The sequence below is a fragment of the Panacagrimonas perspica genome, from assembly GCF_004364935.1.
Taxonomy (GTDB): domain Bacteria; phylum Pseudomonadota; class Gammaproteobacteria; order Nevskiales; family Nevskiaceae; genus Panacagrimonas; species Panacagrimonas perspica.
The window spans coordinates 244,779-259,332 of the sequence record NZ_SOBT01000009.1 but is presented as its reverse complement, the minus strand read 5'-3'; the positions used below and the strand labels follow the sequence as shown (position 1 = coordinate 259,332).

Annotated in this window: 10 protein-coding genes; 8 read left to right on the top strand and 2 right to left on the bottom strand. The window is 67.5% G+C overall.

The window, feature by feature from the left end; genetic code table 11:
• Nucleotides 1–95 precede the first annotated feature (95 nt).
• Nucleotides 96–3,035: an excinuclease ABC subunit UvrA gene (uvrA, locus tag DFR24_RS12730; protein ID WP_133881794.1), complete on the top strand. Its 2,940-nt coding sequence runs from the start codon at nt 96–98 to the stop codon at nt 3,033–3,035.
• The gene (locus tag DFR24_RS12725; protein WP_133881793.1) at nt 3,032–4,018 is read left to right on the top strand and encodes a hypothetical protein; all 987 of its coding nucleotides are present in this window, start codon (nt 3,032–3,034) and stop codon (nt 4,016–4,018) included. The genes uvrA and DFR24_RS12725 overlap by 4 nt, the downstream gene beginning before the upstream one ends.
• A gap of 58 nt (nt 4,019–4,076) precedes the next feature.
• On the opposite strand, the gene radC is transcribed toward DFR24_RS12725, so the two are convergent.
• The gene (radC, locus tag DFR24_RS12720; protein ID WP_133881792.1) at nt 4,077–4,751 is read right to left on the bottom strand and encodes a RadC family protein; all 675 of its coding nucleotides are present in this window, start codon (nt 4,749–4,751) and stop codon (nt 4,077–4,079) included.
• A 123-nt stretch (nt 4,752–4,874) separates the two neighbouring features.
• Between radC and DFR24_RS12715 the strand changes: the two genes are divergently transcribed.
• From DFR24_RS12715 to dut, 3 genes are all read left to right on the top strand, one after another.
• Nucleotides 4,875–7,181: an NADP-dependent malic enzyme gene (locus DFR24_RS12715; RefSeq protein WP_281280169.1), complete on the top strand. Its 2,307-nt coding sequence runs from the start codon at nt 4,875–4,877 to the stop codon at nt 7,179–7,181.
• A gap of 113 nt (nt 7,182–7,294) precedes the next feature.
• Nucleotides 7,295–8,524, top strand: a complete 1,230-nt coding sequence (gene coaBC / locus DFR24_RS12710; RefSeq protein ID WP_133881791.1) for a bifunctional phosphopantothenoylcysteine decarboxylase/phosphopantothenate--cysteine ligase CoaBC — start codon at nt 7,295–7,297, stop codon at nt 8,522–8,524.
• The gene (gene dut, locus DFR24_RS12705; protein WP_133881790.1) at nt 8,521–8,976 is read left to right on the top strand and encodes a dUTP diphosphatase; all 456 of its coding nucleotides are present in this window, start codon (nt 8,521–8,523) and stop codon (nt 8,974–8,976) included. The genes coaBC and dut overlap by 4 nt, the downstream gene beginning before the upstream one ends.
• Before the next feature lie 66 nt (nt 8,977–9,042).
• On the opposite strand, the gene DFR24_RS12700 is transcribed toward dut, so the two are convergent.
• Nucleotides 9,043–9,822 (bottom strand): NRDE family protein, encoded by a 780-nt coding sequence (locus tag DFR24_RS12700; protein ID WP_133881789.1) that lies wholly within the window; start codon nt 9,820–9,822, stop codon nt 9,043–9,045.
• Between the two features lie 262 nt (nt 9,823–10,084).
• On the opposite strand from DFR24_RS12700, the gene DFR24_RS12695 reads away from it, so the two are divergent.
• The 3 genes from DFR24_RS12695 (at nt 10,085) to DFR24_RS12685 (ending at nt 14,395) form a co-directional block, all read left to right on the top strand.
• Nucleotides 10,085–10,360, top strand: a complete 276-nt coding sequence (locus DFR24_RS12695) for a hypothetical protein (RefSeq protein WP_133881788.1) — start codon at nt 10,085–10,087, stop codon at nt 10,358–10,360.
• A 76-nt stretch (nt 10,361–10,436) separates the two neighbouring features.
• Entirely contained in the window at nt 10,437–11,294 is an 858-nt protein-coding gene (locus DFR24_RS12690) for an ADYC domain-containing protein (RefSeq protein ID WP_133881787.1), read from the top strand.
• Nucleotides 11,295–11,305: 11 nt separating this feature from the next.
• Nucleotides 11,306–14,395, top strand: a complete 3,090-nt coding sequence (locus DFR24_RS12685) for a PAS domain-containing protein (RefSeq protein WP_133881786.1) — start codon at nt 11,306–11,308, stop codon at nt 14,393–14,395.
• Nucleotides 14,396–14,554 lie beyond the last annotated feature (159 nt).

The following is a 14,554-nucleotide window of genomic DNA, read 5'->3' as shown; positions in this document are numbered from 1 at the left end:
TTGGAAGCGCGGCGAACCGGCCCCATATAGTAGCGGCTTCCCCCGCGGCACCCGGAAGCACTTTCCGAATCCCGCTCTCCGAATACCGGCTTCCCATGGATTCCATCCGCATCCGCGGCGCGCGTACACACAATCTGAAGAATGTTTCGCTGGACCTGCCGCGCGACAAGCTCGTCGTCGTGACCGGCCTGTCCGGATCGGGCAAGTCCTCGCTGGCTTTCGACACCCTGTACGCGGAGGGTCAGCGCCGGTATGTCGAATCGCTGTCCGCGTACGCGCGCCAGTTCCTCGGCCAGATGGAGAAGCCGGACGTCGATTCAATCGAGGGCCTGTCGCCGGCGATCTCGATCGAGCAGAAGTCCACGTCGCACAACCCGCGCTCGACGGTGGGCACCGTCACCGAGATCTACGACTACCTGCGCCTGCTGTTCGCGCGCGTCGGCACGGCGCGCTGCCCCGATCACGGCGTGACGCTGGAAGCGCAGTCGGTGGCCCAGATGGTCGACCAGGTGCTCGCGCAGCCGGAGAACTCGGCCTGGATGCTGCTGGCGCCGGTGGTGCGCGGACGCAAGGGCGAGCACGCCGAGTGGTTCGAGCAGATGCGCGCGCAGGGTTTCGTGCGCGCGAGGGTCGACGGGCGCGTTTACGAACTCGAGGAAGTGCCGGCGCTGAACCGCAAGCTCAAGCACGACGTCGATGTCGTCGTGGATCGGTTCAAGGTGCGCGCAGACATCCAGCAGCGCCTCGCCGAGTCCTTCGAGACGGCGCTGAAGCTGTCCGGCGGTCTGGCCGTGGTGGTTCCGCACGTCAGCGCCGCAGCGGCGCCGGCCGGCAAGACCAGGCCGGTGGCGGCGACCGACGGTGAAACGCCGGCGGCGAAGAGCACGGACCTGCTGTTCTCCAACCGCATGAGCTGCCCGCATTGCGGCTACTCGCTGGAAGAACTCGAGCCGCGCCTGTTCTCGTTCAACGCGCCGCACGGCGCCTGCCAGAAGTGCGACGGCCTGGGGACGATGCAGGTGTTCGACGCGGATCGCGTCGTGGCGCATCCGGAGCTGTCGCTGGCCTCGGGCGCGATCCGCTCCTGGGACAAGAAGAATCCGTACTACTGGCACTTCATCAAGTCGCTGGCCAAGCACTACAAGTTCGACCCCGAGAAGCCCTGGGACAAGCTCGCTGCCAAGACGCAGGCCCTGATTCTCAACGGCAGCGGCGAAGAGAAGCTCACGTTCGAGTACCCGGACGAACGCGGCAAGGCCGTGACCCGCGTGCATCGCTTCGAGGGAATCCTGCCGAACCTCGAGCGTCGATACCGCGAGACCGACTCGATGGCGGTGCGCGAGGAACTCGCACGCTATCTGTCCGACCAGGCCTGCCCCGAGTGCAGCGGCCAGCGCCTGAATCGCGCGGCGCGCAACGTCTTCGTCGCCGACCGCAGCCTGCCGTCGCTGACCGCGCTGTCGGTGAAGGACGCCGACGCGCTGTTCGCCGCGATGAAGCTGCCGGGCCACAAGGGCGAGATCGCGGAAAAGATCCTGAAGGAGATTTCCGCGCGGCTGGGCTTCCTCAACAACGTCGGCCTCGATTACCTGACCTTGGCGCGCAGCGCGGAGACGCTGTCGGGCGGCGAGGCGCAGCGCATCCGCCTGGCCTCGCAGATCGGTGCGGGTCTGGTCGGCGTGATGTACGTGCTGGACGAGCCATCCATCGGCCTGCACCAGCGCGACAACGAGCGCCTGCTGGCGACGCTGTTCCGGCTGCGCGATCTGGGCAACTCGGTGATCGTCGTCGAGCACGATGAAGAGGCCATCCGCCGCGCCGATTACGTCGTCGATATCGGGCCGGGTGCCGGCGTGCATGGCGGCCGCGTCGTCGCCCAGGGCACGCCCGAGGACCTGATGCGTGCGCCGGAGTCCGTCACCGGCCGCTATCTGTCGGGCGCGGAACGCATCGAGGTTCCCAAGCAGCGCAAGGCGCGGGTGCCGGGCAAGCACGTCACCATCCACGGGGCGCGCGGCAACAACCTGCAGAACGTCACGGCCGAGATTCCGATGGGCCTGATGACCTGCGTGACCGGTGTCTCCGGTTCCGGCAAGTCCACGCTGATCAACGACACGCTGTACGGCTTCGCCGCGCGCGAACTCAACGGCGCCGGCACGCGCCCCGCCGAGTGCGATCGCATCGAGGGCCTGCGCGACAACCTCGACAAGGTCATCGACATCGACCAGTCGCCGATCGGCCGCACGCCGCGCAGCAACCCGGCCACGTACACCGGCCTGTTCACGCCGATCCGCGAGCTGTTCGCGCAGGTGCCGGAGTCGCGCGTGCGCGGCTACGAGGCCGGGCGTTTCAGCTTCAACGTCAAGGGTGGCCGCTGCGAGACCTGCGAGGGCGACGGCCTGATCAAGGTCGAGATGCACTTCCTGCCTGACGTGTACGTCACCTGCGATACCTGCAAGGGCCGTCGCTACAACCGCGAGACGCTGGAGATCCGCTACAAGGGCAAGACCATCGACCAGGTGCTGGGCATGACCGTCGAGGAAGGCCTGGCGTTCTTCAAGGCGGTACCGGCGCTGGCGCGCAAGCTCGAAACCCTGATGGACGTGGGCCTGAGCTACATCACGCTGGGACAGAACGCGACGACGCTGTCCGGCGGCGAAGCCCAGCGCGTGAAACTTTCGAAGGAATTGTCGCGTCGGGATACCGGCCAGACGCTGTACATACTCGATGAGCCGACCACTGGTCTGCATTTCCACGACGTCGCGCAGCTCATGCGCGTGCTGGAGCGGCTGCGGGAGCACGGCAATACCGTCGTCATCATCGAGCACAATCTGGATGTCATTAAGCGGGCAGACTGGATCATCGACCTGGGGCCCGAAGGCGGCTCCGGCGGCGGCCGGATCCTGGCAGCGGGGACACCGGAGCATGTCGCGACGGTTGCCGAATCCCACACCGGACGGTTCCTGCGGCAGCACTTGAACGAAACCCCTGTGACGCAATCAAAGGCGTCGTCCCCCCGGAGAAAGAAGGCATGAACACCCCCGTCGCATCCCGCTGGCTCACCGTCCTGACCGGTGCGGTGCTGTGCACGTTCGGGACGAGCGTCGCGACGGCGGCGAGCGTCGATCGCAAGCTGTCGGTTTCCATCACGGTCGACGGCAAGCAGGACTGGAAGAACGAACTGCAGTGGTCCAAGGCGACGACCAAGCAGAGCTACGACTTCTCCACGACGCTGCGCTCGGACGGCAAGATGTGGGCGGCCAACCTGCTCGACCCGGATCTCGATACGCGCCTGGCGATCAAGACCGAGTACCTGCGCCAGCAAGGCGTGAAGCTGCTCGCGGCGGCGGGTTTCAATCCGCAGTCCAAGAATCTGCTCGGCGACGTCTCCGCCCGGGCGCAGCAGGACAACTTCAACTGCAAGGGCGACTCGGTCTGCATGTCCGAAGTCGGCGCCAAGTACGCCGCGCTGATGGCGGCGGCCGTCGAGCCGGACAACAGCGCGCTGTTCGAAGGCGATCCGCGCTACCAGTTCTTCTTCGGCTATCCGGGCTGCGTCAACACGATCCACTCGGTGCACAAGTACAGCGCCAACGGCGAGACCGCCTACGGCCGCAAGAAGGACAAGATCTTCCCGTATCAGCTCACGTACGACGGCGACTTCGCCGGCACCGACGTGGATCGCAAGTCGCTGTGCACCTACTTCACGGTGGTGTTCGACACGCTGGAGAAGAAGCTCTACGTCGAGAACACGTTCATCCCCGAATCGCGCGGCAAGGTTTCGCGCACCGAGTTCGGAAAGACGCAGACCAGCGAAGCCGGCCTGCCGATTCCCGGACCGCTGCAGGGCTGGGTCAACGAGAACCTGCGTGTGAACGCGCCCTCCGGCAACGTCGCGGCCGTGCTGCCGCTGAACATGCCGCTGGACGGCAACGCCACGGTGATGGGCCTGTTCACCGGCGAAGCCAAGTCCACGCTGAAGTGGTCGTGGACGGACCTCGCGGCCGCCAAGCCGTAATCCGTACACGTAGTCCGGACGAAGTCCGGGGATCCGGTCAGCGCTCCGGATCTCCGGCTCAGATCCACCCCCGTTCCGCAAAGCTCGTCGGCACACCCTCGCCGACGACGAAGTGATCGAGCACGCGCACGTCGACCAGCGACAGCGCCTGCTTGAGCCGCTCGGTCAGTATCCGGTCTGCCGCCGACGGTTCCGCCATCCCGCTGGGATGGTTGTGCGCAAAGATCACCGCGGCGGCGCCCAGCGCGAGCGCCCGCTTGACCACCTCGCGCGGGTACACGCTGGCCGCGTCGAGCGTGCCGTGGCTCAGCTCCTCCGCCGCGAGCACGCGATGCTGGCTGTCCAGGAAGAGTCCGGCGAACACCTCGTGGTCGCGATCGCGTAGCCAGGCAGAGAGATAGCGCCGCGTCGCCGCGGGATCGGCCAGCGCGTCGCGCGCCTTGAGATCCTCGGCCAGCACGCGGCGGCTGATCTCCATCACGGCCTGCATCTGGACGTACTTGGCCTCGCCCAGTCCACGCGATTCGCAGAACTGCGTGGCCCCCGCCGCGACCAGCGCGCGCAGGCTGCCGAAGCGTGCGAGGAGTTCGCGCGCCAGGTCCACCGCACTGTGACCGGAGATGCCGGTGCGCAGGAAAATGGCGAGCACCTCGGCGTCCGAAAGCGCAGCGGCGCCCCTGGCGAGCAATTTCTCGCGCGGACGTTCGCTTTCGGGCCAGTCGTTGATCGACATGCCGACGAGTCTGTCGCGCGTCGCAGGCGCCGGAGAACGTGCTTCTGCACATGGCGTCATGCAGTGCAGGCCCCTACCCATGGCAGGATACGCGCCCGTTTCAATCCGGTTGTCCACCATACCGTGAAAATCCGAGAAGAACTGCGCGAAGCCGCCCTGCTGTATCACGAGCGTCCCACCCCCGGAAAAATCTCGGTCACGCCGACCAAGAGCCTGGTCAACCAGCGCGACCTCGCACTGGCCTATTCGCCCGGCGTCGCCGCGGCCTGCGAAGAGATCGTCGCCGACCCGGCCAACGCGTTCCGCTACACCTCGCGCGGAAATCTCGTCGGCGTGATCACCAACGGCACCGCGGTGCTGGGCCTGGGCGCCATCGGTCCGCTCGCAGCCAAGCCGGTGATGGAAGGCAAGGGCGTGCTGTTCAAGAAGTTCGCCGGCATCGATGTGTTCGACATCGAGATCAACGAGCGTGACCCGGACAAGCTGATCGAGGTCATCGCCGCGCTGGAGCCGACGTTCGGCGGCATCAACCTCGAGGACATCAAGGCGCCCGAGTGCTTCCACGTCGAGCGCGCGCTGCGCAGCCGCCTGAAGATTCCGGTGTTCCACGACGACCAGCACGGCACCGCGATCATCGTCGGCGCCGCCACGCTCAACGGCCTGAAGGTCGTGGGCAAGGACATCGCGAAGATCAAGCTCGTCGTCAGCGGCGCCGGTGCTGCCGCGCTGGCCTGCGTCGATCTTCTGCTGGACCTAGGCCTGCCGCGCGAGAACATCTGGCTGACCGATCTCGCCGGCGTGGTCTACGAGGGCCGCGTCGAGCTGATGGATCCGGACAAGGCGCGCTTCGCGCAGCCCACGCCGATGCGCACGCTCTCCGAGGTCATCGAAGGCGCCGACATGTTCCTGGGGCTGTCGGCAGGCGGGGTGCTCAAGCCGGCGATGGTCGCGAAGATGAATGCGCGGCCGCTGATCTTCGCGCTGGCCAATCCGACGCCGGAAATCCTGCCGGAGGAAGTGAAGTCGGTGCGTGACGACGCGATCATCGCGACCGGTCGAACCGACTATCCGAACCAGGTCAACAACGTCCTCTGCTTCCCGTTCATCTTCCGTGGTGCGCTCGACGTCGGCGCCACGACGATCACGCGGCAGATGGAGATCGCGACGGTGCACGCCATCGCGGAACTGGCTCGCATGGAGCAGAGCGACGTCGTGGCCAGCGCCTACGGCATCGAGAATTTGCAGTTCGGGCCCGAGTACCTGATCCCGAAGCCCTTCGATCCGCGCCTGATCGTCAATATCTCGCCTGCCGTCGCGCGCGCCGCGATGGAGTCGGGCGTGGCCACCCGCCCGATGGCGGATTTCGAGGCTTATCGCGAGCAGCTCCAGCGATTCACGACGCACAGCGGCACGATGATGCGCCCGGTCACCGAGGGCGCGCGCAAGGCGCCGGCGGCCAAGAAGCGGATCATCTTCGCGGAGGGCGAGGAGGAGCGCGTGCTGCGCGCGGTGCAGGTCGTCGTCGACGACAAGCTGGCCGTGCCGATCCTGGTCGGTCGTCCGGCCGTGATCGAGAAGCGCATCAAGAAATTCGGCCTGCGCCTGAAGCCCGGCGTGCACTTCACGATCGTCAACACCGAGAACGATCCGCGCTACGTCGAGTACTGGAGGGACTATCACCGCATCATGGCGCGCCGCGGCGTGACGGCGCAGTACGCCAAGCTCGAGATGCGCCGCCGCCCGACGCTGATCGCCTCGATGCTGCTCAAGAAAGGCGAGGGCGACGGCATGCTCTGCGGCACGGTGAGCAACTACGGTCGTCACCTGCAGTACGTCGATCGCGTGATCGGCTTCGAGCCGGGCGCGAGCTGCTACGGCGCCATGAACGCGCTGATCCTGCCGGACCGGCAGGTGTTCATCGTCGACACGCACGTGAACCTCGATCCCACGGCCGAGCAGCTCGCCGAGATCACTGTGCTGGCGGCCGAGAACATCCGCCGCTTCGGCCTGGAGCCGAAGGCCGCGCTGCTGTCGCATTCGAACTTCGGCAACTGGGATTCGCCGTCGGCCAAGAAGATGCAAGACGTGCTGCGCCTGCTGCGCGAACGTGCGCCCGAGCTGGAAGTGGACGGCGAGATGCACGGCGACTGCGCGCTGGACGCCAAGCTGCGCCAGTCGATCCTGCCGGACTCGACGCTCAAGGGTTCGGCCAACCTGCTGGTGATGCCCAACCTCGACGCCGCCAACATTTCCTACAACCTGCTCAAGACCGCCGCCGGCAACAACGTGGCGGTGGGTCCGGTCCTGCTGGGCTGCGGCGCTCCGGTCCACATCATGACGCCGTCGGCGACGGTGCGACGCATCGTCAACATGGTCGCGCTGGCGGTGGTCGAGGCGAATTACGCGGCGCAGCACGCCGTAGCGACTTGACCGCTCTGCGCATGCGCAAGGCGAACGTAGCCCGGGCGAAGCCCCGGGTTGCACTCCGTACGCGAGGAGAACCCCGGGCTTCGCCCGGGCTACGGGTCCTCTAAACTTCGGGCATGAGCGCCTCTTCAGCGATTCCCAGCCTCCACGGCCGCCGCATCCTGCTCGGGGTCGCCGGCGGCATCGCCGCCTACAAGGCGGCCGACCTGACGCGCCGCCTGGTCGAGGCCGGCGCGGACGTGCAGGTGGTCATGAGCGAAGCGGCCAAGCACTTCGTCGGTGCGGCCACATTCCAGGCGCTGTCCGGAAAGCCGGTGCGCGATTCGCTGTGGGACGCCCAGGCGGAAAGCGCGATGGGCCACATCGAACTCGCTCGCTGGCCCGACCTGATCCTGATCGCGCCGGCCACGGCCGACGTGATCGCCCGACTCGCGCAGGGCCGAGCGGACGATTTGATGACGACACTGGTCCTGGCGAGCGACAAGCCGCTGGCGATCGCGCCGGCGATGAATCGCCTGATGTGGTCCAACGCGGCCACGCAGGCCAACGTTGCGGCGCTGATCGCGCGCGGCGTGAACGTGCTGGGTCCCGGCGCCGGCTTCCAGGCCTGCGGCGAAGTGGGCGAGGGCCGCATGCGCGAGCCGACCGACCTGCGCGCCGACGTGGCCAGCCTGCTGTCTTCGGGCCCCTTGTCCGGCAAGCACGTCGTCGTCACCGCCGGACCGACGCGCGAGCCGATCGATCCGGTGCGCTTCATCACCAACCGCTCCTCCGGCAAGCAGGGCTACGCGCTGGCCCTGGCACTCGCGCAGCTGGGCGCGCGCGTGACGCTGATCTCCGGCCCGACGAACCTGGGCGTGCCACCGGGCGCAACGCGCATCGACGTCGAGTCCGCACAGCAGATGTGCGATGCGGCGCTCGAGGCAGCGAAGAACGCCGACCTGTTCGTCGGCGCTGCCGCGGTGGCCGACTACCGCGCTGCCGAAATCGCCGGCGAGAAGATCAAGAAGAAGGGCGAGGCGATGTCGCTGGCGTTGACGCGCACCGACGACATCCTGGTTCGCGTGCGCGCCGCGCAGCCGGACCTGTTCATCGTCGGCTTCGCGGCGGAGACCGAGAAGCTCGAAGCCCACGCGCGCGAGAAGCTCACGAAGAAGAAGCTCGACCTGATCGCCGCCAACTGGGTGGGACAGGGACGCGCATTCGATCGGGACGACAACCAGCTCAGCGTGTTCTGGGACGGCGGCGGGCGCGAACTCGCGCAGGCCGGCAAGGATCAGCTCGCGCGAGAACTGGCGGCCCTGATCGTGGAACGCCTGCACATCGACAACAAAAAGCACTCATGACCCGCATCCAGCTGAAGATCCTCGACCCGCGCCTGGGCCGCGAACTGCCGTTGCCGGCGCACGCCACCGACGGTTCGGCCGGCATGGACTTGCGGGCGCTGCTGGATGCGCCGCTGGATCTCGCGCCCGGACAGACCACCTTGCTGCGCACGGGCCTGGCCATCTACATCGCCGATCCGGGCCTGGCCGCCGTGATCCTTCCGCGCTCGGGCCTGGGTCACAAGCACGGCATCGTGCTGGGCAATCTCGTCGGTCTCATCGATTCCGATTACCAGGGCGAGCTGATGGTGTCGTGCTGGAACCGCGGCCAGACCGCGTTCGTCATCAATCCCGGCGAGCGCATCGCGCAGCTGGTGATCGTGCCGGTGGTGCGGGCCGAGTTCGAGCTGGTGTCGGAGTTCGAGAGCAGCCAGCGCGGCGCGGGTGGTTTCGGGCACACCGGGCGGCATTGAGTCCGTAGCCCGGACGAAGTCCGGGATGCCTCTCTCCAGATGGCGCAATCCCGGACTTCGTCCGGGCTACGTTACGACGAAGGTCTCGCGGCTCTCGCCGCTGGGTAATCCGTCCGGTCCGAAACGTCGTTCGAGCAGGCGGATCTCGCCGGTGTGCGAGATCCGCAGCAGGCTCGTGCAGCGCGTGCCGTAGGTCGGCGTGCGAATGAACGGCGACGACAGCAGGCGTTCCATCTCCAGGCTCACGCCGGTCAGCGGCAATGCCTCGTCCGGCGCCTGCGAGGCGTCCGCCATTACGGCCAGCAGCTCGGCATCGTCGATCGCCTCGCCCGGGCTTTCGCGCAGGATGACGTTCTCCACCACCGCCCGTGCGCGCCGTGCCTTCGGCCACGGCGTATCGAGCTGGGCATTGCTCAGCGCGTGCACGCCAGGCGCGACGTCCTCGGACAGGAAGCGCGGGCGGTTGGTCACGTAGCGCAACTCGTCGCCGTCGCACAGCAACAGGTTGAAGCCACCGTAGCCGGCGGCCTCGTGTTCGAGACGGTCGGCGTAAGCCGCGGCGGAATCGTCCCCGCGCAGGAAATCGGCGACGAGCTGGCCGCGCGACAGGGGCTTCCGGACGGCGGCATCCGGCCCGCGCACATTGGTCACCGCTGCGACGCGACCGGATCGCGACACGCCCAGCCAAGCCCCGCCTTCCTGCAGGTCACGGCCGGCCAGCACGAGCGGCGCGTCGTCCCACCAGGCCAACGGGGCGGCCGCGCGGGCATGGAACTCGTCGCGGTTGGCGACGAGCACGAGTGGGTGCTGGGGCTGGGCCTTCCAAGCCAGGGCGATCAGGCACATGGATACATGATCGCCGCGCCCGGGGGTTTGTCACAAATCGGTGGGACGCCTGTTGCGTGCCGCCGATTCAGCGCATTGCGGGGGCCGCACGCTCGGGCGGGAGGTCATGACCGGGAACCTGATGCCGTTCGGCGCGGTGACACAACGGTGACAAAGTCACCGCGGGCCGTGATCAGCCGGTGACGACCCGTGCGTAGTCTGGTTTCCATCGAAGGGACGCAAGCCTTCGAACCGAATCCACACTGACCTTCCGGAGATTTCCATGAACAAGCTCCTCGCCACCGCCGCCCTCGCCCTCGTCGCCAGCCTCTCATCGATCCCGGCCCACGCCGCATCGAACGCCAATGGCGTGAAGCTCAACGGCATTTTCTTCAACGGCCAGGCCTGCAACGGCATCAAGCTCAACGGCCTGCGACTCAACGGCTACGTCTGGAACGGCATCAAGATGAACGGATATGCCTGGAACGGCACTCAGGCCACCGGGCTGCAGGCGTCGACGGTCTTCGCGGTCACCCTGCCGGAAGGCGTCGCCAAGTAGGGCCCGACGAAAGCATCATTCCCCCGCCCGCCCCTCCACCTTGGAGGGGCGGGTTTTGCGCGTTCAAGGAGATCGAATGAATCTGCAGCGCGGCCCGTCCCCCGTCACGACCCGCGGACTTTCCCGGCCCTCCGTTTGGTGGATCGCTCTGGCCCTGGTCGCGTTGAGTGCCTGCAAATCCAAGGAACCGGAGACCATCCTGGCGCCGGACCTGAGCGTGGAAGGTTCGGCCTTCGTGCTCAAGCTCGACGACGGCCGCGTGCTGCACGGCACGCAGATGCAGGGCGCCATCGTGCACATGGCCGTCGAGGGCGGGCAGGTGGGCTCGATCCGGCTGGATTCGATCGTCCCGGACGCCGAGCATCCCGACGTGCTGCGCCACGAATTCCGCGTGCAGAACGAGCAGGGCGCATGGGTGCCGGCCTGCACGCCGAATGCGGCCGGCGAGACCTGGGGTTTTCCGATCGCCTTGCCGGAAGGGCACCCGGGCCGTGAAGGCCCGATCACGCTGACCTGCGTCTCAGGCGCCGTCGGCAAGTGCGCGCGTTTCGGCTACCGGCCGTGGGCGAAAGGACCCAAGGGCGAGGATCTGCTGCCGTATCACGCTGCCTGCGTGCAGATGGTGCGCGCCGACTACTGCGGTGACGGCGTGGCGCACACCAAGAACGGCACGACGATCGATCTGTACGACGACATCGGCGTCCAGATGCCGGGATCGAAGGACGACGCCGAGTTCGCATTCGAGGCGGGCTGGGGTCCCAAGGGCGCCGTCTGCGTGGCGCGGACGCGCTGGCCCGAGATACAGACGCGCGAAGCGCTGAGTGCGGCCTGTCCGCGACTGGCGGCCGCAGTGGATTGCAACGAGGACACGGCGCGCACGTCGGGCGCCTTGCTGTTCAACCGTTCGCGCCCGGTGGCGCGCACCGGCAGCTGATCGGAGACGTCATGGACAAGGCCGCGACACCGCCCGGGATCCACTGGAAGAACGCCGCTGATCGCGGCCTGCGCGATGAGGACGAGGCCAGGCTCATCGGCCTGCGCGACCTCGCCGGCGAGGTGCCGATCGTGCTGTTCTCGCAGGTCGAGTACCCCGATGGTGGATTTCGTTTTCACTTCATCGGCGGATCGGTGCTGCCGATCTTCGGCGTCACGGCCGAGCAGATCTACGCCGACGGCATGGTCATGCTGACGCGGATCCACGCGGACGACCGGCCGGCGTTCCAGCAGGCCTACCTTCGCGCCAAGACCGCGCTCGAACCGATGTCGCTCGACGTGCGCGTGCTCGGCGCGTCCGGCGAAGCGCGCTGGGTGCGCGACTACTGCAAGCCGGTGCGGCAGGACGACGGCTCGTTGCTGTGGACCGGTTACGCGGTGGACATCCACGAGCAGGTGCTGGCGCGCCAGGCGGTCGAGGCCACGGAGCGGCGCATCCGCGACATCACCGAGTCGCTGCCCGGCGTCGTCTTCGAGATCCACCATTTCCCCGACGGCACGCGTCGCACCGAATTTCTGACCGAGGGCTCGCAGTCGGTCTACGGCGTGGCGCGCGAGGAGGCGATGCGCGATGCCAACGCGATCCTGTCGCGCGTCCATCCGGAAGATCTCGAGAACATGCGCAACGACTACCTGGGCAACCCGGAGTCGCGGACTGCCTCGGTGACGGATTTTCGCTTCCATCGACCGGATGGCGAGTGGCGCTGGCTGCGCACGAACGCGGCGCGCCGGCAGGGCGAGGGCGGCGTGGTGCGCTCGATCGGCCTGACGGTGGACGTCACCGAGAGCAAGCACATCGAACAAGCATTGGCGCAGGCCAAGAACGCGGCGGAAGCCGCCGAGCGGCGCATCCGCGACATCACCGAATCGCTGCCCGGCGTCGTCTACGAAACGCAGTATCACCCCAAGGAAGGCAGTCGCACGGTCTACGTGACCGACGGCGCACAGGACCTCTACGGCATTTCCAGTTCCGAGGTGCTGCGCGACAACACCGCGCTGACGCGGCTGATCCCGCTGGAGGATCGCGCACGCCTGCTCAAGGAATTCCAGCGCTCGTTCACGCAGAGCGGGCCGATGAGTTCGGACTTCCGCATCCTCAAGCCCGACGGCGAACTGCGCTGGGTGCGCACGCATTCGTCGCGCCGCGAGATGGAAGGCGGCTCGATGCGCTGGATCGGCCACTCCGTGGACGTGACCGAAGAGAAGCGCGTCGAGCGGGAACTGGCGCAAGCCAAGCTCGCAGCGGAGTCGGCGAGCCGCGCGAAGAGCGAATTCCTGGCCAACATGAGTCACGAGATCCGCACGCCGATGAACGCGATCCTGTCGTTCGCGTATCTGGGCCTGCGTGCGGACCCGCCGCCGAAGCTGCGCGAGTACCTGGCGCGCATCGAATCGTCGGCCAAGACCCTGCTCGACCTGATCAACGACGTGCTCGACCTGTCGAAGGTCGAGGCCGGCAAGCTGGAACTCGAACGCGCGCCGTTCGCGCTCAGCCAGGTGCTGGACAACATCGAGAGCGTGGTCGGCCTGCGCGCGCAGGAGAAGGGCTTGGTGTTCCAGATCGAACTGGACCCGGCCGTGCCCAAGGCACTGGTGGGCGATGCGCTGCGGCTGGGGCAGATCCTGCTCAACCTCGGCGGCAACGCGGTGAAGTTCACGCACGAGGGCGCCGTGCTGATCACCGTGGGGCTGGCACCGGATGCCGCTGCTGCCGGGGGCAGCGTGAGGCTGGAATTCTGCGTGCGCGATACCGGCATCGGCTTGACGTCCGAGCAGGCCGGCAAGCTGTTCCAGGCGTTCATGCAGGCCGATTCGTCGACGTCGCGCGAATTCGGCGGCACCGGCCTGGGCTTGTCGATTTGCAAGCGTCTGGTCGAGATGATGGGCGGCGACATCCGGGTGGAGAGCGAGCCGGGCGTGGGCAGCACGTTCCGTTTCACCGCGTCCTTCGCGCTGGCCGACGGCAAGGTGGAGGTCCGCGCGGCGCGCACCGATGGCGTCGACCTGCATGGCCTGTCGGTGCTGGTGACGGACGATCACGACGTCAATCGACAAGTGGTGCGCGAGCTGCTCGACTCGGTGGGCGTCAGCACGACGCTTGCAGCGTCCGGCCAGGAGGCGATCGAAATCACGCGCACGCAGCGCTTCGATGCCATCTTCATGGACATGCGCATGCCGGGCATGGATGGCCTGGAGGCCACGCGGCGTATCCGTGAGCAGGAGGGCCGCGGTCACCGGACGCCAATCATCGCGCTCACGGCAAACGTCATGGCGCCGGACCGCGAGCGCTGCCTGACGGCCGGCATGGACGACTTCGTCGGCAAGCCGATCGCCGTGGACGAGCTGTTCTCCACGCTGGCGCGCTGGACTGGACGCGAGGAGGACGAAGAGGCCAGCACCGCGACGCGCGCGGTGTGGTCTGTGGCGCCGCGGGCCGCGAACGTCGCCGGGACGGATCCCGAGACTTCGGGCGCGCCGCTGCCGGAGTTCGATTTCGAGACGGCCCGCAAACGCTTCGGGACGAGGCCGGAGCTCTACGACCATCTCGCGAACGACTTCCTCGCGGGCGAGGATCTGATCGGACGCCTGCGAGCGGAAGTCGCCGCAGGTCGATTGCAGGCTGCGGGCATCGCCGCGCATACGCTGAAGGGTTTCGCTGCACAGGTCGGCGCGCTGCGTGTCGCCCGGCAGGCCTCGCGGATCGAGGCGGCGCTCGACGCAGGAAACACCGCATCGATCGACGTCGGCGCGCTCGAACGGGCCCTGATCGCTGCACGCGCAGCACTGCGGCAACGGCAGCAGACGGCTACCGTCGCCCGCGTTTCGGCTGACCTGGACCGGGTGCCGGCGCTCGCCGCCGAGCTGCTGAGACGCCTCGAGGCGGACGACGACTCCGCCTGGGACGCGTTCGAGGACCTGCAGGCGGTGCTGCCGGATGGCGAGCGCAAGGCCAACGCCGCGGTCGGCAAGCTGATCGCCAATCTCGACTACGCCCAGGCGCTCGCGCTGTGGCGGCAGATGCATCTCGCGGATGGGGCCTGAGGCCCGGCGAGGAGACGGTGACGTGGCCGCGACGATGTCACGCCGCGTGGTGATCAGCCTGTTGCACGCGGTGTCCGGACTCTCTTCATCGACGCCCGTTTGGCGTCGATGCCGTCGCATCCGCCGTCATGCCTGCCTTCTTCCGCCCCCTGCCAACGC

Coding starts and splice junctions, on each gene's coding strand:
- DFR24_RS12700 (WP_133881789.1), bottom strand. CDS start 9,822: ATGTGCCTGATCGCCCTGGCTTGGAAGGCCCAGCCCCAGCACCCACTC.
- coaBC (WP_133881791.1), top strand. CDS start 7,295: ATGAGCGCCTCTTCAGCGATTCCCAGCCTCCACGGCCGCCGCATCCTG.
- DFR24_RS12685 (WP_133881786.1), top strand. CDS start 11,306: ATGGACAAGGCCGCGACACCGCCCGGGATCCACTGGAAGAACGCCGCT.
- dut (WP_133881790.1), top strand. CDS start 8,521: ATGACCCGCATCCAGCTGAAGATCCTCGACCCGCGCCTGGGCCGCGAA.
- DFR24_RS12695 (WP_133881788.1), top strand. CDS start 10,085: ATGAACAAGCTCCTCGCCACCGCCGCCCTCGCCCTCGTCGCCAGCCTC.
- DFR24_RS12725 (WP_133881793.1), top strand. CDS start 3,032: ATGAACACCCCCGTCGCATCCCGCTGGCTCACCGTCCTGACCGGTGCG.
- uvrA (WP_133881794.1), top strand. CDS start 96: ATGGATTCCATCCGCATCCGCGGCGCGCGTACACACAATCTGAAGAAT.
- DFR24_RS12690 (WP_133881787.1), top strand. CDS start 10,437: ATGAATCTGCAGCGCGGCCCGTCCCCCGTCACGACCCGCGGACTTTCC.
- radC (WP_133881792.1), bottom strand. CDS start 4,751: ATGTCGATCAACGACTGGCCCGAAAGCGAACGTCCGCGCGAGAAATTG.